At 69.6% G+C, this 24,169-nt stretch carries 19 protein-coding genes; 14 read left to right on the top strand and 5 right to left on the bottom strand.

All coding sequences use genetic code 11. The annotated features are described in order from the left end of the window. Positions 1 to 4: 4 nt before the first annotated feature. The 4 genes from ACSHT8_RS09615 to ACSHT8_RS09600 are packed head-to-tail and all read left to right on the top strand — an operon-like array spanning position 5 to position 4,187. The gene (locus ACSHT8_RS09615; protein WP_436499791.1) at positions 5 to 1,285 is read left to right on the top strand and encodes an ABC transporter substrate-binding protein; all 1,281 of its coding nucleotides are present in this window, start codon (positions 5 to 7) and stop codon (positions 1,283 to 1,285) included. After that, positions 1,282 to 2,223, top strand: a complete 942-nt coding sequence (locus ACSHT8_RS09610; RefSeq protein WP_436499789.1) for a carbohydrate ABC transporter permease — start codon at positions 1,282 to 1,284, stop codon at positions 2,221 to 2,223. Before ACSHT8_RS09615 ends, ACSHT8_RS09610 begins: the two co-directional genes overlap by 4 nt. Beyond that, positions 2,220 to 3,071 carry a carbohydrate ABC transporter permease gene (locus ACSHT8_RS09605; RefSeq protein ID WP_436499787.1) on the top strand — a complete coding sequence of 284 codons (852 nt, stop codon included), beginning with the start codon at positions 2,220 to 2,222 and terminating at the stop codon, positions 3,069 to 3,071. The genes ACSHT8_RS09610 and ACSHT8_RS09605 overlap by 4 nt, the downstream gene beginning before the upstream one ends. Before the next feature lie 33 nt (positions 3,072 to 3,104). Continuing rightward, complete coding sequence (locus tag ACSHT8_RS09600; RefSeq protein ID WP_436499785.1) at positions 3,105 to 4,187, top strand: ABC transporter ATP-binding protein; 1,083 nt, start codon at positions 3,105 to 3,107, stop codon at positions 4,185 to 4,187. 165 nt (positions 4,188 to 4,352) lie between these two features. On the opposite strand, the gene ACSHT8_RS09595 is transcribed toward ACSHT8_RS09600, so the two are convergent. Further along, positions 4,353 to 5,441, bottom strand: coding sequence for a LacI family DNA-binding transcriptional regulator (locus ACSHT8_RS09595; RefSeq protein ID WP_436499783.1), 1,089 nt, complete (start codon positions 5,439 to 5,441; stop codon positions 4,353 to 4,355). A gap of 145 nt (positions 5,442 to 5,586) precedes the next feature. On the opposite strand from ACSHT8_RS09595, the gene ACSHT8_RS09590 reads away from it, so the two are divergent. The 9 genes from ACSHT8_RS09590 to ACSHT8_RS09550 all read left to right on the top strand — a co-directional run bounded on the left by ACSHT8_RS09590 (position 5,587) and on the right by ACSHT8_RS09550 (position 16,779). After that, on the top strand, positions 5,587 to 6,291 hold the full coding sequence (locus ACSHT8_RS09590) for a cupin domain-containing protein (RefSeq protein ID WP_436499781.1): 705 nt from the start codon (positions 5,587 to 5,589) through the stop codon (positions 6,289 to 6,291). Between the two features lie 124 nt (positions 6,292 to 6,415). Then, positions 6,416 to 7,276 carry an ABC transporter permease gene (locus ACSHT8_RS09585; RefSeq protein WP_436499779.1) on the top strand — a complete coding sequence of 287 codons (861 nt, stop codon included), beginning with the start codon at positions 6,416 to 6,418 and terminating at the stop codon, positions 7,274 to 7,276. Positions 7,277 to 7,287: 11 nt separating this feature from the next. Further along, complete coding sequence (locus ACSHT8_RS09580) at positions 7,288 to 8,307, top strand: ABC transporter substrate-binding protein (RefSeq protein ID WP_436499777.1); 1,020 nt, start codon at positions 7,288 to 7,290, stop codon at positions 8,305 to 8,307. Next, complete coding sequence (locus ACSHT8_RS09575; RefSeq protein WP_436499775.1) at positions 8,304 to 9,089, top strand: ABC transporter ATP-binding protein; 786 nt, start codon at positions 8,304 to 8,306, stop codon at positions 9,087 to 9,089. The genes ACSHT8_RS09580 and ACSHT8_RS09575 overlap by 4 nt, the downstream gene beginning before the upstream one ends. A gap of 17 nt (positions 9,090 to 9,106) precedes the next feature. Continuing rightward, a complete protein-coding gene (locus ACSHT8_RS09570; RefSeq protein ID WP_436499773.1) occupies positions 9,107 to 10,255 on the top strand; it encodes a Gfo/Idh/MocA family protein in 1,149 nt (382 codons plus the stop codon). Further along, positions 10,252 to 11,391 carry a dihydrodipicolinate synthase family protein gene (locus ACSHT8_RS09565; protein WP_436499771.1) on the top strand — a complete coding sequence of 380 codons (1,140 nt, stop codon included), beginning with the start codon at positions 10,252 to 10,254 and terminating at the stop codon, positions 11,389 to 11,391. The genes ACSHT8_RS09570 and ACSHT8_RS09565 overlap by 4 nt, the downstream gene beginning before the upstream one ends. Next, a complete protein-coding gene (locus ACSHT8_RS09560) occupies positions 11,391 to 12,218 on the top strand; it encodes a sugar phosphate isomerase/epimerase family protein (protein ID WP_436499769.1) in 828 nt (275 codons plus the stop codon). The genes ACSHT8_RS09565 and ACSHT8_RS09560 overlap by 1 nt, the downstream gene beginning before the upstream one ends. Continuing rightward, the gene (locus ACSHT8_RS09555) at positions 12,215 to 13,306 is read left to right on the top strand and encodes a glycerate kinase (protein WP_436499767.1); all 1,092 of its coding nucleotides are present in this window, start codon (positions 12,215 to 12,217) and stop codon (positions 13,304 to 13,306) included. The genes ACSHT8_RS09560 and ACSHT8_RS09555 overlap by 4 nt, the downstream gene beginning before the upstream one ends. 38 nt (positions 13,307 to 13,344) lie before the next feature. Then, entirely contained in the window at positions 13,345 to 16,779 is a 3,435-nt protein-coding gene (locus tag ACSHT8_RS09550; protein WP_436499765.1) for a ThuA domain-containing protein, read from the top strand. A 153-nt stretch (positions 16,780 to 16,932) separates the two neighbouring features. Here ACSHT8_RS09550 and eboE read toward each other — a convergent pair whose 3' ends face one another. From eboE to ACSHT8_RS09530, 4 genes are all read right to left on the bottom strand, one after another. Next, a complete protein-coding gene (gene eboE, locus ACSHT8_RS09545) occupies positions 16,933 to 18,036 on the bottom strand; it encodes a metabolite traffic protein EboE (protein ID WP_436499763.1) in 1,104 nt (367 codons plus the stop codon). Continuing rightward, the gene (locus ACSHT8_RS09540; RefSeq protein ID WP_436499761.1) at positions 18,021 to 18,263 is read right to left on the bottom strand and encodes a hypothetical protein; all 243 of its coding nucleotides are present in this window, start codon (positions 18,261 to 18,263) and stop codon (positions 18,021 to 18,023) included. The genes eboE and ACSHT8_RS09540 overlap by 16 nt, the downstream gene beginning before the upstream one ends. Beyond that, on the bottom strand, positions 18,263 to 19,414 hold the full coding sequence (locus ACSHT8_RS09535) for an inositol-3-phosphate synthase (RefSeq protein WP_436499760.1): 1,152 nt from the start codon (positions 19,412 to 19,414) through the stop codon (positions 18,263 to 18,265). Before ACSHT8_RS09535 ends, ACSHT8_RS09540 begins: the two co-directional genes overlap by 1 nt. 67 nt (positions 19,415 to 19,481) lie before the next feature. Next, entirely contained in the window at positions 19,482 to 20,393 is a 912-nt protein-coding gene (locus ACSHT8_RS09530; RefSeq protein ID WP_436499759.1) for an amidohydrolase family protein, read from the bottom strand. Positions 20,394 to 20,965: 572 nt separating this feature from the next. On the opposite strand from ACSHT8_RS09530, the gene ACSHT8_RS09525 reads away from it, so the two are divergent. Further along, positions 20,966 to 24,169 carry an Ig-like domain-containing protein gene (locus tag ACSHT8_RS09525; RefSeq protein ID WP_436499757.1) on the top strand — a complete coding sequence of 1,068 codons (3,204 nt, stop codon included), beginning with the start codon at positions 20,966 to 20,968 and terminating at the stop codon, positions 24,167 to 24,169.

The following is a 24,169-nucleotide window of genomic DNA, read 5'->3' as shown; positions in this document are numbered from 1 at the left end:
ATCAATGAAGCGGTTGCTGGTTGGTGGTGTTGCTGTCGCGTTGGCCGTGGGGTTGGCCGCGTGTGGGGGTGGCGGCGACAGCGGTGGTGGTGCCCAGGCCGCGAGCGAGGTGACGCTCTACAGCGACAACCCACAGTGGAAGGATGGGTTCGAGAAGGTCTCGGTCGACCTGAGGAAGGCGACCGGAGGCACCGGCATCACCCCGCTCTCGGTGCCGTCGACCTCCAGCTACGAGCAGGTGATCCGCTCCTCGATCACCACGCCGAAGACCGCTGACATCGTGAAGTGGTGGCAGGGGTACCGGCTGCAGGACCTCGCGCGGACCGGCTCGCTGACCGACCTCACCGAGGTCTGGGACGAGGCCGAGAAGAAGGGCTGGGTGAACCCGGCCCTGAAGGACCAGTTCACCTACAAGGGCAAGGTCTATGGCCTGCCGCTCTCGCAGAGCAACTGGGTCGTCTACTACAACAAGAAGCTGTTCGCCCAGCTCGGGCTGACCCCGCCGAAGACGTGGGACGAGTTCCTCGCCGCCTGCGAGAAACTCAAGGGCGCGGGCGCGGCGCCGCTGTGGACCGGCCAGACCGACGGCTGGACCAGCTTCATCCCGTTCGAGGAGTTCCTCAGCAAGTCCGACCCGCGGTTCTACCAGGATCTGACGAGCGGCAAGGCGTCCTACACCGACGAGAAGGCCAAGCAGGCGCTCGCGGTCTGGAAAGCCCTGATCGACAAGGGCTACACCTCCAAGACCGACATCAAGTTCCTCGACACCCCGGCGCAGATGAAGGCCGGGAAGCTGGCCATGATCCCGATGGGCACCTGGTTCAACGGCACGCTGTCCGGCGCGGGCCTCAAGCCCGGTGAGGACTACGGCGCCTTCCTCTGGCCGTCGATCAACCCGTCCGCCCCGAAGTCGGTCATCGTCGAGTCCGGTGTCTTCGCCGTCCCCTCCGCAGCCCCGCACAAGGAGGCCGCGATCAAGGTGATGAAGAGCTGGATGGACCCGGCCGTGCAGACCACCTGGACCGAGTTCCTCGGCGACACGTCGGCCAACCCGCAGGTCATCAGCAAGGACCCGGTGCTGGCCGAGGTCGCCGCGGAGGTCAAGGCGATGAACCCGACGCTGCTGACCCGCTACTGGGAGGCCAGCCCGCCCGCTCTGGTCGAGGGCAACGTCCAGGATCTCGGGAAGTTCATGCTCAAGCCGGAAGAGGCCGACAGCGTGCTGGCCGACATGCAGAAGCGTGCCGAGACCGAGTGGGCGGCGTGGCGGAAGGCAGGCGGGTGAGTTCGACTGTGTCGACGAAGCCGCCCGTTTCGGCGGCCGGTTCGGCAGCGGGTGCGGCGCCTCGGCGCCGCACCCGGCCGGGCGGGCCGCGCCGGAACCTGGCCGCGGCGGGATTCTTGCTTCCCGCCGCCGCCCTGGTGGCGATCGTCCTTCTCGTTCCGTTCGGGGCGACGGTCTACCGGAGCCTGTTGACCGACGACCTGGTGCCGGTGTTCGGCGGGCTGTCCGCCTACGCCAAACTGTTCGACGACCCGGCGCTGAGCCTGTCGCTGCTCAACACGCTGATGTGGATGGCAGGGACGCTGCTGCTGCCGGTCGGGTTCGGCCTGGCGATCGCGGTGATGACCAACGCGCAGCGGTGGGGCCGGATCGCCCGCCTCGCGGTGGTGCTGCCCTACGCCATCTCCGGTTCCGCGGTCGCGGTGATCTGGGGCTACATGCTCCGCAGTGACGGCGCGGTCAACCAGCTCCTCGCGGGCCTGGGCCTGGAAAGCTGGGCGCACGACTGGCTGCTGGAGGATCCGCTCAACACGCTCGGCATGATCATGGCGAACACCTGGCAGGCCACCGGGGTCGCGGTGATCCTGTTCCTGGTGGGCCTGCAGACCATTCCACCTGAGACGGTCGAGGCGGCGTCCATCGACGGCGCCGACGGCTGGGTCCGGTTCCGCCACATCGTCCTGCCGCAGCTGCGGCCCGTCACCTACGTCGTGGTCGGGATCAGCCTGGCCAACGCGCTGCGCACCTTCGACGTCATCTGGGTCATGACCCAGGGCGGGCCCGCCCGCTCGTCGGAGACGCTGGCGCTGTCGATGTACCGGGAGAGCTTCCTGTTGCAGCGCCCCGGTGTGGGTTCGGCGATCGCGGTGGTCCTCACCCTGATCGTCCTGGCCAGCTCGTGGGTGTACTTGCGCGGGCAGGGAAAGGCAGCTTCATGAACGGCACTGTGACGAAGCGTGGCAAGCAGCCGAAGTCGCTCGGGCGGGTCGCCAGAGACATCACCGTCATCGGGATGGCACTGCTGTGGCTGGTTCCCACCTGGCTGCTCGTCGTCAACGCGTTCACCTCGGTGGAGACCTACACCGGAAGCCCGCGCTGGGTGCCGGACGGTTTCGGGTTCGTCGACAACCTCGTCGCGGCGTGGGACGCCGGTGACTTCGGCCAGGCGACGGCCAACAGCCTCGGGTACGCGTTCGTGTGTGCCGCGGCGGCCGTCATCGTGGCGGCCGGGGCGGCTTTCGCGGTGGCGATCATGCCGGTCCGGCGGCCCGCGCTGTGGTTCTGGCTGATCTACACCGGCACGCTGCTGCCGTTGCAGGTGTTCGTCCGGCCACTGTTCAGCGCCTCCGCCGAACTCGACCTGTACGACTCGTGGACCGGCCTGGCGATCGTCTACACCGCGATCTGCGTCCCGTTCGCGTTCTTCGTGATCCGCAACTACCTGGCCACCGTGCCGCGCGAGATCACCGAGGCCGCCCTGCTCGACGGGGCGAGCTGGTGGCGGGTCTTCCGCTCGGTCCACCTGCCACTGGCCAAGCCCGCGATGGCCGCCGCTTTCATCTTCCAGTTCGTCTGGGTGTGGAACGAGCTGCTGTTCGGCATCAGTCTCACCTTCAGCCCGACCGCGCGACCGATCATGGCCGCATTGGCCGACCTGTCCAGCGGCTACAGCCGGGTGCCTCCGCCGGTGGTCCTGGCCGCGGCGCTGGCCGTGTCGGTCCCGACCGTCGCGCTGTTCTTCGCCTTCCAGCGACTTTTCGTCTCGAGTATGCGGACCAACATCTGACGTTGTGTCCGCCCGACCACCAGGAGAAATGCCATGGCCACCGTCACCTACGACGCGACCACGAGGTACTACGCGGGCAACCCGCAGCCCGCCGTCGACCGCCTCGACCTGGCCGTGGAGGACGGCGAGTTCCTGGTGTTGGTCGGGCCGTCGGGTTGTGGCAAGTCCACGACTCTGCGGATGCTGGCCGGTTTGGAGGACGTCGATGGTGGCGCGATCCGCATCGGCGACCGCGACGTCACGAACCTGCCACCCAAGGATCGTGACATCGCGATGGTGTTCCAGAACTACGCGCTGTACCCGCACATGACGGTCGCCGACAACATCGGCTTCCACCTCAAGATCGCGAAGATGCCGAAGGAAGAGCGCATCAAGCGCATCCGCGAGGCCGCCGACCTGCTCGACCTGACGCAGTACCTCGAGCGCAAGCCCGCCAAGCTGTCCGGTGGCCAGCGCCAGCGTGTCGCGATGGGCCGCGCGATCGTGCGTCGGCCCCAGGTGTTCTGCATGGACGAGCCGCTGTCCAACCTGGACGCCAAGCTGCGTGTCCAGACCCGCACGCAGATCGCGTCCCTCCAGCGGCGCCTGGGCGTCACGACCATCTACGTCACCCACGACCAGGTCGAGGCCATGACGATGGGCGACCGCGTGGCCGTGCTGAAGGACGGCGTGTTGCAGCAGTGCGACACCCCGATCGGCCTGTTCGGCCGGCCGGCGAACCTGTTCGTGGCCGGGTTCATCGGGTCGCCCGCGATGAACCTGATCCCGTCGAAGGTGGTCGGGGAGCAGGCGTCGGTGGGTGGGCGTCCGATCCCGCTGACCCCGGCGCAGCGCGCGGCGCTGTCGTCGGACCAGGTCGTGGTGGGTATCCGCCCCGAGGGCTGGACGATCGTTCCCGAGGGCATCTCGGCGACGGTCGACGTGGTGGAGGAACTGGGCAGCGACCAGTACCTCTACTGCACCGCGCCCGGCGACGAGGTGGGGGACAACCACGCGATCACGGTGCGCACGCCGGGGATGTCGGCGTGGCGGCGTGGCGCTCGACTCAGTCTGTCCCCGCACCCCGAGCACGTCCACCTGTTCGACGCGAAGACCGGCGCCCGGCTACCCGACTGAGCGAGATGCCGTTCTGCCCGGAGAACGCTCAGCGCTCGTCGGCTGGTCGGTCGCCCGGTCATCGCCGCACTCGTCGGCGGGCTCGCGGGCGTCTACCCGGTCGCCCGCGCCGCCGACTCTCCCCGACGGGGGGCGTTGAACTGGCGCACTGCGCCGTCAACCCCTTCACCGTTCGTTCGCGCGTGGCCGATTGCCTTGCGGTGCGACCGATCCACGCGTTACCGCGTGCCCGTTGCGCCCAGTCGCCGGGGGTGCGAGCGACTCCCGGAAGACGAGTTCGACCGGGGCCACCTCGCGCCTGGGGGTCCGATGCGGAGCCTGCAGGGCGAGGGTGATCGCGCGTGCGCCGATCTCGATCAGGGGCAGGCGCACCGTGGTGAGTGACGGAGTGAGGTCGCGGGCGATCGGCATGTCGTCGAAGCCCACGACGGAGACCTCGCCGGGAACCGAGATGCCGCGCTCACGCAGCAGCGACAGCGCGCCGGTCGCCATGGTGTCGTTCATCGCGATCAGGGCGGTCAGGTGGGGTTCGGCGTCGAGCAGCGCGGCGGCGGCGGCCGCGCCGCCGTCACGGTCGAAGGAGGTGTAGCAGATGCGGCGCCGCGGGATGGGCCGCCGCTTCTCCTTGGCCGCCCGCCGCAGACCTGCGAGCCGATCGGTGGTGGTGGTGAGTTCGGGTGGGGCGGCCAGCACACCGACATGGCGGTGGCCCGCGTCGAAGACGGCTGAGGCGATCAGGAAGCCGCCCTCCTCGTTCGCGGGCAGCACCGCGTCGCCGACGAGTTCGTGCCGTCCGACCACCGTGACCCGGCCGCCGGTCGCGGCGAACGCGGCCAGCTGCGTGGTGAGCGCCTTGGTGAACGCCGGGTCGAGATAGCCGGAGCCCGCCAGGATGATCGCCTCGGCCTGCTGGGCCCGCAGCAGCTCGACGTAGGCGAGTTCTCGGTCCGGGTCGCGGTAGGAGTTGCAGATGATCACCAGCCTGCCCTGCTCGGCCGCCACGCGCTGCAGCCCCCTGGTGATCTCGGCGAAGTACGGGTCCGAGACGTCGTGCACGATCACGCCCACCGTCGTGCGGTCGGAGCGGGCCAGCAGCTGCGCGTGCGCGTTGGGCACGTAGTGGAGCTCCCGGACGACCTTCAACACCCGCTCGCGCAGCTCGTCGGACACCGCTTTCGAGCTGCCGCTCACGATGCGGGACACCGTCGCGGGCGACACCCCGGCCTGGCGGGCGACGTCGGCGAGCGTTGTCATCTTGGCGACCTCCGGACATTGACACCTGGGTGCGGTCCACACTAGCGTCCCAGCCTACCAGGAAAGCCCTTTCCCGCCCGTTGCCGCGCCGGTCCCGATCATGGTCGGCATAGGGGTGGAGGGGGCTTCACAGTGAGAGGTTCCCATGTGTGAGCTGCTGCCCGGGGCGGTGGGCGTATCCAGCCTGACGGTGTACGACACGCCTGCCGAGGATGGCCACCGAGGCGGAACACCGCACGTACACCTGTGCTGCACCGAGGCCTACCTGGTGACCGCGGGCGCGGGCCGGGTGCACACACTGTCCTCACAGGACGGTTACCAGGAGCATGATCTGCGCCCCGGCGTGGTCCTGTGGTTCACGCCGGGCACGATTCACCGCCTGGTGAACCAGGATGGCCTGCGGATAACCGTCCTCATGGGCAACACCGGCCTCCCCGAGGCGGGTGACGCGGTGTTCACCTTCCCGCTCGACATCGTGAAGGATCCGGCGCGCTACGCCGAGGCCGCGGCGCTTCCCGGCGGGGGAGCCCCTGGCACCGACGTCTCCGCGGCCTACCGGCGGCGGGATCTCGCGGTGCGGGGTCTCCACGAACTGCTGGAGAACGGGACGCTGGAACAGTTCTACGCCGCGGCCGTGGAGCTCAAGCGTCCGTTGTTCGACAGTTGGCGAACGCGCTGGGAGCGCGGCGCGCTCGCGGCGGCGGAGGCCACGGGGCGTCAGCTCGCGGCCATGGCCGATTCCGACGCGTCACACCTGTTTCAGTCCAGGGTGTGCGGCAAGTCGGGGCCGGACGAGTCGGCTCGGCTCGGCATGTGCGGGTTCCTCGACGTCTACCCGGTTGACCAGTAGGAAAGCCCTTGCCTAGGGCCTAGGTGTCCGATAGTTTCCAGGAAAGCGTTTGCCTGGCGGTCGTGCCTCCGACAGGAGGGGTCGTCAGCTCCCATCTCGGAGGTAGCAGGTGTCGAGTACGACCATGAGCGAACCGCGGACCGCCCAGAGTCCGCCCGGCCGCACGCGGGGTGGTCGGGTCAGGACGTCCCCGGCGCAGCGACTGCTCCAGGTGCTGGACGCCACCTGGCGGCCCGCCGCCCTGCTCGCCGTCATCGTCGCGGCGTGGTGGCTGATCACGGCGCGTGGATGGGTGCCGACCTACCTGGTCCCGTCGCCTGGGCAGGTGTGGGACCGGATGATCGAGGACTGGTCCTCGCTGATGTACCACTCCTACGTCACGCTGTATGAGACGGTCGTCGGCTTCGTGCTCGCGTCGGTGCTCGGCCTGGCCACGGCCGTGGCGATCGCCTACTCGCGGGCGCTGGAGCGCACGCTGTACCCGATCGTCCTGTTCGCGCAGGTGATCCCCAAGATCGCGATCGCGCCGCTGATCGTGGTCTGGTTCGGCAACGACCTCGCCCCGAAGATCATCCTCGCGGTGCTGATCGCGTTCTTCCCGGTCGTCGTCTCGGGTGTGGCGGGTCTGCGCTCGACGGACCCGGAGCTGCTGGAGCTGTCGGCGACGATGGGCGCGGGCAAGTGGCAGACGTTCCGCAAGATCAAGTTCCCCAACGCGCTGCCGCACCTGATGGCGGGGGAGAAGGTCGCGGTCACCCTGGCCGTCGTCGGCGCCGTCGTCGGCGAGTTCGTCGGCGCCAGTGAGGGCCTCGGCTACCAGCTGATGGTGGCCAACGGCAACCTCGACGCCCCGCTGCTGTTCGCGGCGCTGATCCTCATGTCCGCCATCGGCATCCTCCTGTTCTTCGTGGTCGAGGTGCTGGAGGCGGTTCTCATCCCATGGCACGCCAGCCACCGGTCCATGTCCTCGGCTACAACGTCCTGAAAGGCCTATCCATGAAGCGACTCATTGCGGGCGTGCTGGCGGGCATGCTGCTGACGGCGTGTGCGCCCGGCGGTCAGCCCACCAGCGGCGAGGCCGCCCCACCGCCGCCCAAGGACGCCGAGAAGGTGACGCTGACCCTCAACTGGGTGCCCTACGGCGAGCACGCTCCGTTCTACTACGGACTGAAGAAGGGCTTCTACGCCGAAGAGGGCATCGCCCTGGAGATCAAGCCGGGCAGCGGTTCCGGCAACACGATCAAGGCGGTCGCCGCCGGGCAGACCACGTTCGGCTGGGCGGACACGCCGCCGCTGCTGAACTCGGTCGCCGCGGGCGTGCCGGTCAAGAGCGCGGGTGTGTTCCTGCAGAAGGGCCCCTCCTCGATCGAGACCCTCGAGGGCTCTGGCATCAAGTCCATCAAGGACCTCAAGGGCAAGCGGATCGGCGGCACCCCGGGTGACGCGATGTACGCGACGTTCCCGGCGCTGCTCGCGGCCAACGGCATGGCGGCCACCGACGTGACCGTGGTGAACATGGACGCCGCGAACAAGATCGCCCAGCTGACCACCGGCGGCGTCGACGCGATCATGGGCTTCTTCCACGACCAGGGCCCGACCATCGAGGCGAAGACCGGCAAGAAGGTCGAGTACCTGCTCTACGCCGACAACGGCCTCAACCTGCTCGGCACGGGCATCGTCGTCGGCAACGACACGCTGGCCAACAAGAAGGACCTCGTCGCCAAGTTCGTCCGCGCCACCCAGAAGTCGTGGGCAGAGGCCGTGAAGAACGCCGACGACGCCGCGCAGTCGATGGTCGACCTCGCCGAGAACGAGCCCCCGCTGAACGTGCTCGTCAAGCAGCTCAAGCTCGCCGAGCCGCTGCTGAAGCTGTCGGAGGCGGGCACGCCGGGCAAGAACACCGAGGCACAGTGGCAGGACGCCATCTCCCTCATGACGAAGTACGCGAACCTGAAGGACCCGAAGGCCCCGGCACAGTACTGGGACGGTTCGCTGGCCTCCGGCGGTGGCGCGTGAGCGCGGTGACGACGGGCGCGGCGATCGACGTCAAGGACCTCACGGTTCGCTTCCGGTCCGCGAAATCGTCGACCCTGGCCCTGGACAACGTCTCGATGCGGGTGCCCGAGGGTGGGTTCACCTCGATCGTCGGTCCGTCCGGGTGCGGCAAGTCCACGCTGTTGAAGGTGGTCGCGGGTCTGGTCAAGGCCAGTGAGGGCACGGCGACGCTGTTGGGCCAGGTCGTGACCAAGCCGCAGCAGAACGTGGGGTTCGCCTTCCAGCGGTCGGCGCTGCTGCAGTGGCGGGATGTCCGCAAGAACATCCTGCTGCAGGCCGAGATGCGCGGCATGGACCGCACGGTCGCCGGTGAGCGCGCCGACGAGCTGATCGAGCTGACCGGGCTCACCGGGTTCGAGAACGCGATGCCGCACGAGCTGTCCGGTGGTATGCAGCAGCGCGTGGCCCTGTGCCGGGCCCTGCTGCACCGGCCGCCGGTGCTGCTCATGGACGAGCCGTTCGGCGCGTTGGACGCGTTGACCCGCGAGGTGCTCAACGCGCAGCTGAACCGGATCTGGCGGGAGACGGGGACCTCGGTCCTGCTGGTCACGCACTCGATCGCGGAGGCGGTGTTCCTCTCCACCCGCGTGGAGGTCATGAGCGCGCGCCCTGGCCGCCTGGTGCGGTCCTTCGACATCGATCTGCCGCGGGAGCGGGATTACGTGCAGGTGATGGCCGACCCGAAGTTCGGCGAGTACACCCGCGACATCCGCCAGTTGCTCGGCGCCCACGACTCTCACTGACACAGGGGGAAATCTCAATGTCCCGTAGGACGATCGGGATCGCCATGAACGGCGTGACCGGAAGGATGGGCTACCGCCAGCATCTGCTGCGGTCGATCCTGGCGATCCGCTTGCACGGCGGCGTCCCGCTCGCCGACGGCACGGTGATCTGGCCGGAGCCGCTGCTGATCGGGCGCAGCGAGCACAAGCTGGCCGAACTGGCCGAGAAGCACGGCATCGCCGAGTGGACGACGGATCTGCACGCCGCCCTCGCCCGCGACGACATCGAGATCTACTTCGACGCGGTGACCACGCTGCAGCGGGAGAAGAACATCACCGCGGCGATCGAGGCGGGCAAGCACATCTACACCGAGAAGCCGTTGGCGACCGATCACCGCGGTGCGCTGGAGCTGGCCGCGGTGGCGAGCGCCGCGGGCGTGCGCAACGGCGTCGTGGCGGACAAGATCTTCCTGCCCGGGCTGCTGAAGCTCAAGCGGCTGGTCGACTCCGGGTTCTTCGGCCGGGTGCTGTCGGTGCGCGGCGAGTTCGGCTACTGGGTGTTCGAGGGCGACCTGCAGCGGGCCCAGCGCCCGTCGTGGAACTACCGGGCCGAGGACGGCGGCGGGATGGTGCTGGACATGTTCCCGCACTGGCACTACCTGCTCGAGCACCTCTTCGGTGAGATCAAGACCGTGCAGGCCACCACCGCCACGCACATCCCGACCCGCTGGGACGAGAACGACGCGGAGTACTCGGCCACCGCCGACGACGCCGCCTACGGGACCTTCGAACTCGAGGGCGGGGTGATCGCCCAGGTCAACTCGTCGTGGTGCACCCGGGTGTTCCGCGACGAGCTGGTCGAGTTCCAGGTCGACGGCACCCACGGCTCCGCCGTGGCCGGGCTGCACCGGTGCCGGGCGCAGTCGCGCACGGCGACGCCGATGCCGGTGTGGGACCCGGACAAGCCTTCGACGATCGACGCCAGGGGCGTCTGGTCGGAGGTTCCGGACAACGCCCAGTTCGACAACGGGTTCAAGGTCCAGTGGGAACTGTTCCTCAAGCACGTCGTGACCGGCTCGGAGTTCCCGTGGGACTTCGCCGCGGCCGCCCGCGGCGTCCAGTTCGCCGAGCTGGGTCTGCGGTCGGCGCGTGAGGGCCGCAAGTTCGCCCTGACGGAGACATCGTGACCTCCATCGTGCTTCCCGGCGGGCATCGCCACACCCTGCGGGGCGGTCCCGCCGCCCCGCGGGGTGCGGCGCCGTCGACCAGCCGCGTCGTCTACGGCGCCGCCCACGTCGTGGCCGATCCGCTCGCCGAGAACGTTCCCGGTGCCCCCGCCGTGCTCGACTGGGACGCGACGATGGCGTTCCGGCACCACCTGTGGAGCCACGGCCTCGGGGTCGCCGAGGCCATGGACACCGCACAGCGGGGTATGGGTATCGACTATCCCGCTGTGCGGTCGCTCATCCAGCGCACCGTGCGCGAAGCACACTCGGTCGGCGGCAAGGTCGTCGCGGGTGTCGCCACCGACCACCTGGAGGGCCCCGCGACGCTCGGCGAGGTCCTCGACGCCTACCGCCGGCAGCTCGCCGACGTGGTGGAGGCGGGCGCGCAGCCGGTGCTGATGTGCAGCAGGCACCTGGCCGCCGTGGCCAAGGGGCCCGCGGACTACCTGTACGTCTACTCGACCCTGTTGTCCGAAGTGGACACCCCAGTGGTACTGCACTGGCTGGGCGAGATGTTCGACCCCGCCCTCGCGGGCTACTGGGGCTCGGCCGCCACGGAGGCCACCGACACGGTCCTGAGCCTGATCAAGGAGCACGACCGGGTCGTCGACGGCATCAAGATGAGCCTGCTCGACAAGGACCTGGAGATCGCGTTCCGCCGCCGCCTGCCCGCGGGCGTGCGGATGTTCACCGGTGACGACTTCAACTACCCCGAGCTCATCGCGGGCGACGAGGAGGGCCACTCCGACGCCCTGCTCGGTGTGTTCGCCGTGCTGGCCCCGTTGGTCGGTCCGGCGTTGGGGCTGCTCGACGAGGGCGACACCGCGGGCTTCCGTGCGGTGCTTGACCCCACGGTGCCGCTGGCCCGGCACCTGTTCGGCGCCCCGACCCAGTTCTACAAGACCGGCATCGTCTTCCTGAGCTGGCTGGCCGGACACCAGGACCACTTCACCATGGTGGGCGGACTCCAGTCGGGTCGTTCGGCGACCCACCTGGCACGGCTGCTAGTGCTCGCCGACGAGGTCGGGCTGCTGCCGGACGCGGAGCTGGCCGCCGCCAGGGCGCGCGCGTTCTTCACCACGTGTGGGGTGCGCTGATGGACAGGTTCTCCTTCAACCAGGCCACCGCCAAGTACTGGCCGCTGACCGACGTGGTCGACGGATGTGTGGCCGAGGGCGTGCGCAACGTCGGCCTGTGGCGGGAGCCCGTCGCCGAGTACGGCCTGCGCCGCGCCGCGGCGATGGTGCGGGAGGCGGGTCTGACGGTCACCTCGCTGTGCCGGGGCGGGTTCTTCGGCGCCGACGACTGGCTCGACGACAACCGTCGTGCCATCGAGGAGTGCGCGGTGCTCGGCGCGCCCGCGTTGGTGCTGGTGTGCGGCGGTCTGGCGGGTCGGACGCTGGCCGAGGCCAGGGACCGGGTGGCCGCCGGGCTGGCGGCGCTGGCCCCGTACGCGGAGGCCGCGGACGTCACCCTCGCCGTCGAGCCCATGCACCCGATGTTCGCCGCGGACCGAAGTGTCGTCGCCACCCTCGCCGGGGCGCTCGAGCTGTGCGCGCCCTACCCGGCGTCGGTCGTCGGCGTCGCGCTCGACACCTACCACGTGTGGTGGGACGAGGCCGTGCTGCCGCTGATCGCCGCCAACGGCGAGCGGATCGCCTGCTTCCAGCTCGCCGACTGGGTACTGCCGCTGCCTGCCGACGTCCTCGTCGGCCGTGGCCTGCCCGGCACCGGCCATGTCGACTTCGGACAGTTCATCAAGGCCGTCGACGCCGCGGGTTACACCGGCCCGATCGAGGTCGAGGTATTCGACGCGAACCTCTGGTCCCGGCCTGGCGCGGAGGTGCTCCGCGAGACGATCGCGGCCTATCGCTCGGTGATGTCGTCCGCATCGCCGCAGAGCGCGGGACAGGCGGTCCGATGAAGATCGTCATCGCGCCGGATTCCTTCAAGGGGACCGCGACAGCCGCCGAGGCCGCGCAGGCCCTGTCCCAGGGTTGGCGCGATGTGCGCGCCCGCGACGAACTCGTCGCGCTGCCCATGGCCGACGGCGGTGAGGGCACCGCCGACATCGTCGCCGCGGCGCACCCGGGCGCGACCGTCCACCAGGTGCCCGGGTGCACCGGGCCGGACGGGCGCGCGGTCACCGGTTCGTTCGCGATGCTGCCGGACGGGTGCGCGGTGATCGACATCGCCACCGCGAGCGGTCTTCCGCTCATGGCCGCCCCGGACGCGCTCGCCGCGACGAGCCGGGGGACCGGTGAGGTGATCGCCGCGGCGATGGACCACGGCGCGACCCGGCTGCTGATCGGCCTCGGCGGTTCGGCGTCCACCGACGGCGGCGCGAGTGTTCTGGCGGCGCTGGGCGCGCGCTTCACCGACAGCCATGGCGAGCCCCTGCCCGATGGCGGCGGCTCGCTCGGCGCGCTGACCCGGGTCGACTTGTCCGGGTTGCGGCCACCGCCGCGCGACGGGGTCACCCTGCTGACCGACGTGCGCAACCCACTGCTCGGTACCCAGGGCGCCGCTGCGGTCTACGGGCCGCAGAAGGGCGCGGATCCCGGCGAGGTCACCACGCTCGAACAAGGTCTGACGCTGTTGAGCGCGCTGCTGGGCGGCGACCCCGGCCGACCGGGCATGGGTGCCGCGGGCGGCGTGGCGTACGGGCTCGCGACCGCGTGGGGCGCGGTCACCCTGCCGGGCTCGGCGGCGGTGGCCGACCTCGTCGGCGTCGACCGCGTGATCGCGGACGCCGACCTCGTGATCACCGGCGAGGGGCGGTTCGACCGCACCAGCCTGCACGGCAAGGCCGTGGGGGAGATCCTTTCCCGCGCGATGTGCCGTGGTGTGCCCGCGCGCGTCGTGGCGGGCGACGCCACCGACTCCGGCGTGCTCACCCTGGTCTGGCTCGCCGAAGGCGCGGAGGCCGCGAGGCGGGACGCGCTGGTGTGGCTGCGGCGCGCGGGCGCCGCACTCGCCCGTGAGATCGAGTTGACCGCTGCTGTCCCCTGACCCTGGCAAGTGATTCTTCGACCCTGCACGGAGCTCACATGAAATCGCTGTTCAAACCACTATTAGCGGCGCTGGCCGCACTTCTGTTCATCGGCGCCGCGGCGGTTCCCGCGCAGGCGGCGCCTCGTTTCCGGGTCCTGGTGTTCTCGAAGACGACGTTCTTCACCCACAGCTCGATTCCCGCGGGCAAGGCGGCGATCCAGAAGTTGGGTGTGGATCACAACTTCGAGGTTGTCGTGTCCGACGACGCGGCCCAGTTCACCGACGCGAATCTGGCGACGTTCGACGCGATCGTCTTCAACAACACCAACTCCAACATCGGCTCCCCGGCGCTGCTCGACGCGAACCAGCGGCTCGCGCTGCAGAAGTTCATCCGTGCGGGCGGCGGCTACGCCGGTCTGCACGCGGCGACCGCCAGTGAGCGGGACTGGGCCTGGTACGAGGGCCTGGTCGGCACGATCTTCGACTTCCACCCCGACTACAACTCCACCGGCGGCACCTACCCCGGGCGGATCAAGGTCGTCGACCGGGCGCATCCCTCCACGAAGAATCTCCCGGAACTCTGGGAGCGCAGCGAGGAGTGGTACAACTGGAAGACCAACCCGACCGGCAAGGTGCACACCCTCGCGCAGATCAAGCTCCGTGACGGCATCACCGGCAACCTCGACGAGGGTGTCGACCACGCGTACTCGTGGTGCCAGAACTACGACGGCGGCCGGTCCTGGTACACCGCAGGCGGCCACGATCCCAAGTCGTTCGACGAGCCCGCCTTCCTCGAGCACCTGCGCTACGGCATCGAGTGGGCCGCGGGCGCCGTCGAGGGCGATTGCAGCGCAACGAAGACCGGCAGCTTCCAGCGCACGACGCTGGTGGGCCAGGACCTGGCCGACCCGTTCGAGCTCGCGGTCGCCCCTGACCGCAAGGTCTACTACATCCAGCGCACCGGCAAGGTGAAGGTCATCGACCAGTCCACGCTGGCGGCCACCACGCTGCTCGACTTCGCCTACACCCCGGAGATGACGAGCCAGTCCGACGGCCTGATCGGGATGACACTCGACAAGGACTTCGCCACCAACGGCTGGATTTACCTGCTGTGGTCGGACAAGACGCTCAAGCAGTTGAACCTGTCGCGGTTCACCGTGGCGAACAACGCGATCGCGATGACCTCGGAGAAGCGGCTGCTCACCATCCCCACCTACCGGGGTGTCGGCCGAGCCAACTCGCACATGGGCGGCTCCATCACCATGGACAAGTCGGGCAACCTCTACGCGGCGATCGGCGACAACACCGACCCGTTCGAGTCCTCGGGATTCACCCCGATCGACGAGCGCGCGGGCCGTGGGGCGTGGGACGCCCAGGGCACCTCGGGCAACACCAACGACCTGCGCGGCAAGATCCTGCGCATCACCCCCAAGGCCGACGGCACCTACTCGATCCCGGCGGGCAACCTGTTCGCGCCGGGCACCGCGAAGACCAAGCCCGAGATCTACGCCATGGGCATGCGCAACCCGTTCCGCGTCACCATCGACCCGCACACCAACGCGGTGCTCGTCGGCGACTACGGCCCGGACGCCCGGACGGCCGACCCCAACCGCGGCCCGGAGGGGACGGTCGAGTACAACCGCATCACCAGCGCGGGCAACTACGGCTGGCCGTACTGCATCGGCAACAACACCCCGTTCAACGACTACGACTTCGCCACCGGCGTCTCGGGCGCGAAGTTCAACTGCGCGGCGCCCGTCAACAACTCGCCGAACAACACGGGCCTGACCACCCTCCCGGCCGCCAAGCCCGCCCTGGTCTGGCACGCCTACTCGGCCTCGGCCCAGTTCCCCGAGGTCGGCACCGGCGGCGGCGGCCCGATGAGCGGCCCGATGTACGACTACGACCCGAACAACCCGCGGGTGACGAAGTTCCCCGAGTACTTCGACGGCAAGTGGGTCATCTATGAGCTGACCCGCAAGTGGTTCAAGACGCTGTCGATCCACAAGACCGCGCAGACCTTCACCAACTCGCGTTTCGGCGCGACGAACGTGGGCGACCTGCAGTCGATCAACGGCGTCTTCAGTGACATGTCGTGGATCCAGCCCATCGAGGCGGAGTACGGTCCGGACGGCTCGCTCTACGTGATCGACTTCGGCGCGGGTACGGGCAGCGGGCGCGGCGGCTCGAACGAGGGCGCGGGCATCTACCGCATCGACTACGTCGCCAACGGCACCCCGGCGACGGCCAAGGTCACCGCGAGCAAGGACAGCGGCGCGGCGCCGCTGACGGTGGCGTTCTCCAGCGCTGGTTCGACCGGCTCGAACCTCAGCTACGCGTGGGACTTCGACGGCAACGGCACGGTCGACTCCACCTCGGCCAACCCGACCCACACCTACAGCACGAACGGCAGGTTCAACGCGCGCCTGACCGTCAGCAACTCCGTCGGTTCCGGGGTGGCGGCGGTGGAGATCACCGTCGGCAACACCCGGCCCACCGTCGCCATCAACATCCCCAACGGCGGCTTCTTCGACTTCGGCGACAAGATCCCGTACACCGTGACCGTCACCGACCCCGAGGACGGGACCGCCATCGACTGCTCGAAGGTCGTCGTGCAGACGCTCCTCGGCCATGACGACCACGCCCACCCGCTCGACAACTACACCGGGTGCTCCGGCGTGGTGACCACCGACGCGAACGCGGGCGACGGGCACGGCCCGGGGCAGAACCTGTACGCCCGCATCAGCGCGCAGTACACCGACAAGGGCGCGACCGGTGTGCCCGTGCTGGTCGGGTCGACCCAGGTCGAGCTGCAGACCAAGGACAAGGAAGCCGAGCATTTCGACGAGCAGAGCGGGGTGACGGTGTTCGACCGCCCCACCGCGCGGGCGGGCAAGCGCCTCGGCGACGTCGACCACGGCGACTGGCTCAGGTTCGCCCCGGCGAATCTGAAGAGCATCAACTCGGTCACCGTCGGCGTGTCCTCGGGTGGTCCGGGCGGTGACATCGAGTTCCGCAAGGACTCGCCGACCGGCACGCTGCTCGGCAAGGCCACGGTCCCGTCAACGGGAAGCTGGGACAACCTGATCTCCCCGACGATCCCGCTCTCCGGCGCGGGCACCGCGCAGTTCGCGCTCTACGTGGTGTTCAACAACCCCACCCCGGCGGCGGGCACCGACCTGATGTCCTTCGACTGGCTGCGCTTCAACGGCGCGGGCGTCAAACAGGAAAGCGGTTCGACGCACTCGTCGACGGCCACCCCGTCGACCGGTGTCGCGCCGCTGACGGTGAACTTCACCGCCACGGCCACCCCGGCCGCCGGGCGCACGATCATCGACCAGACGTGGAACTTCGGCGACAACACCGCCGACGTCCACACCCTCAACACCTCGCACGTGTACTCCCGCAAGGGCACCTACACCGCGCGGCTCACCACCAGGGACAGCACCGGGCAGACGTACACGTCGACCCACGTCATCAGCGTCACCTGACCGGTTGCCGGGTGACGTGGCTCCGCCTCCCCCGTCACCCGGAACCTGGCCGCACCGCGGCCCCCACGTCGTCCAGGCAGACGTCGGGGGCCGCGGTGCGGTCGTTTCGGCGCGTGCGCGGGCAGGTCCGGGCCATCCCGACACGGTCCTGGCTCAGGACGGGAGGTTGTCCGCCGCCCACCGCAGTTCCCCGGCGATCCCGGTGGCGAGTCGGGCTGGGTCGGCCCCGGGCAGGACGGGCCAGGTGTAGGTCTCCACCTCGACGTGCGGGCCGGGCCCCACCGCGCGCAGGGTGTCGGTGAGGACGTCGGTGGTGGCGGTGAGCGGCGCGGGTGGTGCGATGTGCAGGGGCACGTGGAAGTGCACGCGCCAGGGGTGTTCGCCCGGCAGGCCCGCGAACGCGTCAGGCAGGTCGTCGGCGGCCAGTACACCGGTTGGGCTGTTCTCGCGTACCTGGTGCAGGTAGCGCGGTTCGTCGAAGTCGGCGAGCACGGCCTGGGCGGCGATCGGGTCGGCGGCCTCCAAAGCCGCGGACGCCTGCACCTTCACCACGGACAGACCGGCCCGGCGGATCGTCGCGACCGTCTCGGCCGGGTCGGCGAAGGACACCGCGAGATGGCAGGTGTCCAGACAGATGCCGACGTGGTCGGGGTCGACCCGGTTCGCCAGCCAGCCGACAGCGTCGGCCACGGTGTCCAACACGCAGCCCGGCTCCGGCTCCACAGCCAGCCGGATGGGCCTGCCGTGGCCGATCGAGAAGGCACGCAGCCGCGCGGTGAGGCGGGCGATGGCGGCGGTCGCGGCGTCGTCGTGACGCGCGGTCCACGGCTTCCCCCACCCGAGCGGCAGGGTGGAGACGCTGCCGTACTCGGCGTCGTCCGGCAGCAGCCCGGCGAGGACGGCCGCACTGTCCACCGTGTACGCGACGCGGCGGGGGTCGGTCCAGTCCGGCCAGTACACCGCGTGCTTGACCACCCTGTTGTGGAACCCGCCGTAGGGAAAGGCGTTGAGGGTGCTGACGGTCAGCCCGCGCGCGTCGAGTTCCCGCCGCAGGGCGGCGAGCTGGGCAGGGTCGCCTGCCAGCGCGTGGCTGACCGGCGCGGGCAGCCACAGCCCGAGCGGCAGCACGTCGGTGCCCAGCAGCTCCCGCACGGGGACGGCGTACCGGTCGAACTGGGCCACCAGTCCGGCGACATCGGTCGCGGGGTGGACGTTGGTGCAGTAGGCGACCGGCCACGTGGTCACCGGGGAGTCCACCGCGGCACCGAGTTGCCCGCGTAGGTCTCGACGCACTCGATCGGCTCGTCGGGCATGAGTCGCCCGCTCTGGCCGACCGGGTTCCACCACAGCACCTTGCCCACATCGGTGTCGGTGAACCCCGCCGCGGGCATCGCCTGCCCGGTCTTGAGGGTCTCGGGCGGGTCGGAGCGGCCCCAATCGGCCCGGACCAGTTCGATCACGGCGCGCGGGTGCACCGCGGCCATCAGAGTTCCCGGGCCCAGGCGACGAGATCGCGGAACTGTTCGGCGAGCCGGTGCTCGTCGGAGCCGAGCGGGTCCTTGAAGAAGAACGCCAGGGCGCCGAGCGCGCCGACCCGTCCCGCCGCGTGGGCCGCGGCGGTGAGCCGGGCCAGATCGAGCACCAGGGGCGCGGCCAGCGCGGAGTCCAGACCGTGCCAAGTGAACTGCAGGGTCATGCGGGCGCCGAGGAAGCCCTCGAAGTGCACGTGGTCCCACGCGGTCTTCCACTCACCCAGGTCGGGGACGTTGTCGATGTGCAAGGGCGCGGCGACCTCGTGGCCGAGCAGCGCGGCCAGGCCGCGGCCCTTGGTCTCCAGCTTGCCGCGCGCCGCGTCGGGGTCGCTCAGGGTGGCACCGTCGCCGCCGCCGAGGATGTTGGTGCCCGCCCAGGACAGCACGTTGAGCGCGCGACTGGTGAACATGGGCGCGAGGACCGTGCGCAGCAGCGTCTCGCCGGTCTTGCCGTCGCGACCGCCGTACGGCAGCTGTTCCCGGTCCGCGAGCTCGGTCAGGGCGGGCAGGGTGATCCCGGTGGACGGAGTGAAGTCGACGAAGGGGCAGCCCGCGAGCAGCGCGGCGTAGGCGGCGAGCGAACTCGGCGGCAGCACCTCGCGGTCCGGGTCGGCCAGCGCCGCCGTCAAGTCGGCGAGGTCGGTGTGCTCGGGTGCCAAGGCGCACGGCGGTTCCGTCGACGACACGTTGACCACGACCACGCGGTCCAGCTCGTGCCGCTCCCGGAATGAGGTGATGTCGTCGGCGAGCCGCCGCGCGGCGTCGGCCTGCGGGCCCGGTGTGCCCGCCCGGTAGCCCTCGCGGATCTCGGCCTCGACCGCGCGCAGCGCCTGCCGAAGCGCGTCGGCCAGGTGCGGCGGCAGCACCCCGCCCGCCGCGAGCTGCTCGGCCCGCTTCTCGACCGGGGTCGTGGCGATGTCGTGCCCGCCGACGACGATCTCGTCCCAGCCGGGCAGGTCGACGTCGGCGAACTCGGGCCGGTGCGTCACCAGGCCGGTCGGCGCGGCCAGCCCCGCGCGCACCGCGAAGAGCCCACTGATCGCGGTGGTGGCCACCGACCCACGGGCCCCGATGAGCCAGAGTCCGGTACGTACGGGGGTCATCCGCGGTCCTTTCGTAGCTGAGCTGGGCAGGCGGCCGCCGCGACCGGGCGTCCCACGTGGACGAACCTCACGGTGCTCCACCGACCAGGTGAAGCCGGTTCGCGCGCGCGGAGTGCGCAGGGAATCCGTAGATCCGCCGGGCGTTGCCCGCCAGGACCGCCTGGCGTTCGGCGTGGCCCGCGTCGTCGAGGACGGACAGCACCAGGTCGAGCCACGACTTGTACGAGCAGGCGTGGGTGAGCACCGGCCAGCAGGTGCCGAACACGCAGCGGTCGGCGCCGAAGAGGTCGAGCGCCCGCGCGACGTACCGCGCGGCCGTGTCCGCTCCGCCTGGTTCATCGGACCGCAGGGCGCGGGTCGACAGTTTGCACACGACGTTGGGATGGGCGGCGACACCGGCGACGGCCGTCGCCCAGTGGTCGAACCCGTCGGCGCTCGGCCAGGGACTGCCGAGGTGATCGAGGACGAACCAGGTGTCCGGCGCCTGTCCGCACAGGTGGGCGACCTCGTCCAACTGCTCGGGACGGACGGTGAGGTCGACGACGCGACCGGCCTCGCCCGCCTCGCACGCGTCGGCGACGAAGTCCGGGTTCGCGATCTCACCCGCGCGGGCGACGTGCATGACCTGCCGGACTCCGGCGACGAGGTCCGCACCCGGGCGGTTCATCCACCAGCACGGGTCTCCCGGCAACTGGTGGGCCACGACGCGCACGGGGAAGTCGCACAGGGCGGCCTGATCGGCGAGCCAGCGCAGTTCGGCGGCCGCGTCGTCAGGGGAGACCCCGGCTTCGACGAAGACGGCACCGGCGAGCCCCGCGACGGCCTGCCCGAGCACGGTGGCGTCGACCCGGGTGCCGATGTGGGGCCACCGGTTCAGCCACGGGTACTCGTGCCTGCGCCGGTCCCAGAGGTGGATGTGGGTGTCGATGACGCCGCGAACCATGTCTCGGCCCACAAGGTGGGGTGACAAATCCGCCATGCTGCACCAGCCTGAGACCGTGACCAATGAATGTGGTTTATCGGCGGCTCACCTGGTCGGACCAACCGTCAACCGCTTTGGGTGTGCCGCCCGCTCGTAGGAGGCGGCGGTCTACCGTAGGCATCTCCAGTAGGTGACGTCAAGCACGATCGTGTTGCTAGCTGTGGCAAATCCCAGCGCTTTGAGCAGGAAGACGCAGCTTTGCCTGCTTGGTGAAGCGGAGAGTTACCCAACGCGATGTATCAGGTTTATTTCGGCTGAACTGCGAGGTCTCCAGCCGGTCGACGACGGGCTTGCCTGCGTCGCGCGCCAGGCGGGGCGTCGCGCTCTGGCCGTAGCCGCCGAACGGTGACATCCAGACCGACACCGACGCGTTCGAAGCCCAGTCACGCCCCGGTTAGCCAGGAAAGCCCTTTCTTCAATACTTTTCTGCCCGATCCGGGCGTGGCGCGGGCCACGTTCCACTCCCGTCGCGGTGCTGCGACACCTACCATCGCGATCATGGTCCGCGCGGCGTTCGCGAGTGGACCGCATCATCACGGCTTCCACGACTTCAGGGGAGAACCGCTTTCATGCTGAGGAAGAGTCGAAGAGCGATCACGCTCGTCGCCGTCATGGCGACAGCGGCAGGTGCGATGGGGTTGTCCCTGCCCGCGGCGGCTGAACCCACGTTCACGGCGCGAATCGACTTCGGAGACCAGGCGGCGACTCCGCCCGCCGGTTACCTGTCCGACTACGGACAGGCGTTCGGGACCCGGTCGGGACCGAATCAGGGCAGCGGTCTGCAGTACGGCTGGGTGGGTGTCGGCACGGCCACGCCGCTCGACATGGTCGGCAACGGCCGCAACCGGGGTACCGGGTCCGAGCCCGACCAGCGGCTCGCCACCCTCATGCACATGCAGCTGCCCGCGGGGTCGCCTGGCGTGCAGGCCCCGGGCAGTTGGGAGATCGCGGTCCCGAACGGGGTCTACACCGTCACCGTGGCGGTCGGCGATCCGCAGCACTTCAACAGCGTCCACGCCATCCAGGTGGAGGACCAGAACGCCATCACCGCCTTCACACCGTCCACGGCGGTGCGGTACAGCACCGCGACCGTGAACGTCGGTGTGTACGACGGCCGTCTGACCATCAGCCCGGCACAGGGCACCAACACCAAGCTGAGCTACGTGACGATCGCGCCGCTCGTCGGCGCCGACGATCGACCGCAGGTCCGCGCGGTCACTCCGGCCAACACCGCCGTCGAGATGCCGACGACCGGGAGCGTGGTCGCCGACCTCCGGCTGGTCGCGGGCGGTGTCGACCCGTCGACGCTGTCCACCTCGACGGTCACCCTGACCAACACGGCCACCGGGGCGGCGGTCCCGGCCCACGTCATCACCAGCGGTGGCGCCGATGTGGTCAACCTGTCACCGACCACCGCTCTGGCCCCGGACACCCGTTACCGGTTCACCATCACCAGTGGCGTGAAGGACACTGCGGGCAGGTCCTTCGTGGGCTGGCAGTCGGTGTTCACCACCGGAACCGCGCCCGCCCCCGAGGGCGTGGCCTTCGACAAAGCCGACAGCGGGGCGTCCGGCCGGAAGTTCGCCTCGATGGTCAAGGGGCCGGACGGCAAGCTGTACGCGTCCACACTGGATGGTTACATCGAGCGGTACACGATCGCCTCGGACGGGACGCTGACCGGTAGGCAGACGATCTCCACCATCCGCGACAACGCCGTCGCCCAGGGCCTGCCCGGCGCGCCGAACCGCACGGTGCTCGGACTCGCGTTCGACCCGGCGTCGACCGCGGCCAACCTGATCCTGTGGATCACCTCCAACACGATGTACGCGGGCGAGATCCCGTTCAACCAGCCGGACTGGACCAGCAAGATCGCCAAGCTGAGTGGTCCCAACCTCGCCACCTACACCGAGGTCGTGACCAATCTGCCGAGGTCGGTGCTGGACCACCAGACGAACTCGCTGGCCTTCGGGCCGGACGGCGCGCTCTACGTCCCCCAGGGCGGTAGCAACGCCATGGGCGCGCCCGACAGCGCCTGGGGAGACCGGCCCGAGCATCTGCTCACCGCGGCCGTCCTGCGGCTCGACCCGGCCAAGCTCCCGGCGACGCTGCCCCTCGACGCGCGGACGGAGGCGCCGGGCACCTACAGCCCGTTCGCCACGAACGCCCCGCTGACCCTGCACGCCACCGGTGTGCGCAACGCGTTCGACCTCGTGTGGCACACCAACGGCCACCTCTACGTGCCGACCAACGGATCGGGTGCGGGCGGCAACACCCCCGCCACGCCGAGCCCGCTGCCCGCCGTGTGCGCCAACCGGATCGACAAGGCGACCGCCGGGGCCTACACCGGGCCGTCGGTGCCCGCCATCACCAACAACAACCAGGCCGAGACCGACTACGTCTTCGACGTCAAGAAGGGCCGCTACTACGGTCACCCCAACCCCACCCGCTGCGAGTGGACGCTGGGTGGCGGAAACCCGACGCTGGCCGTCGACCCGTTCGAGCAGACCACCTACCCGGTGGGCACCCTGCCCGACCGCAACATCGACCTGGCCGGGATGTACGAGGCCGGGATGCACGCCTCGGCCAACGGCGTCATCGAGTACAAGAGCAACTCCTTCGGCGGCCGACTGAAGGGCAAGCTCCTCGTCGTCCGCTACAGCAACGGCCAGGACATCGAGACCTTCGACGTCGCCGCGTCCGGCGTGCTGTCCAACCGCAGCTCCGGAATCACCGGGTTCACCGGATTCCAGCAGCCGCTCGACCTGATCGAGGACACCGCCACCGGCAACATCTATGTCAGCGAACTCGGCGCCTCGAAGATCACCCTCGTGCGGCCGAGGGTGATGTCGGCCGGTGTGCTGACCGTGCGGAACCCGCAGGGTGGCCCCTTCAACGACCGTTTTGTGTTCAACCGGATCAACACCCCGGCCGACAGCGCGCAGAAGACCCGCGAGACCTCGGTCGTCCGGCTGAGCAACACCGGCACGGAAGCACTCAAGATCCTCGGGCTGCCCGTCACCGGTCAGTTCAAACTGGACCCGGCGCCGACCTTGCCGCTGACGATCCAGCCTGGCGGCACGGTCGACCTCACCGTCCGCTTCACCGCCACCGCGACCCACCTCCACACGGGTTCGCTCACCGTCAGCAGCAACTCGTCGACCAAGCACAGTACGGTCATCGAACTCGCGGGCTACTGGCAGTCGTGCTCGGAGTGTGACGAACCGATCGTCCGCGACATCGCCGCGCTCATGGGCTTCACCACCAACATCCCCGCCTACCTCGACCAGCTCGGCCACGTCGCCCCGCAGGGCGACGAGATCATCGCGCCGTACTGGAACCGGGCCGACGCGACCAAGCCGGTGATGGTGACCCAGATCAACGTCTTCCGCGGCTACCCGAACAGCGCGCCGGTTTCCTGGTACCCGAAGGGCGGATCCCGCACCACGATCACCCAGGTGGCGGGCGTGTGGGCCCAGTCGGTGATGCCGAGCCTGAGCACCGGGGCTCCGGTGGCCGGATCGTTCAACCCCACCGGCACGTTCGGATTCGCCGTGGACTACGTCTACAGCGACCCCACCAAGAACAACCAGGCCACCGATCACTCGAGGGGCTGCGTCGACCCGTGTGGACAGGGCGTCCGCTTCTTCCCGATCAAGGACCGTCAGGGCTCGGTGATCCCGAACACCTACTACATGATCATGGACTTCTCGGGCGGCAACTACGACTACAACGACAACGGCTACATCATCACCAACATCACCAAGGCCCCGTAG

This window comes from Actinokineospora sp. HUAS TT18 (assembly GCF_051364635.1).
Classification (GTDB): domain Bacteria; phylum Actinomycetota; class Actinomycetes; order Mycobacteriales; family Pseudonocardiaceae; genus Actinokineospora.
Note: the sequence above shows the minus strand (reverse complement) of the source record. Positions and strands in the feature narration are given on the sequence as shown.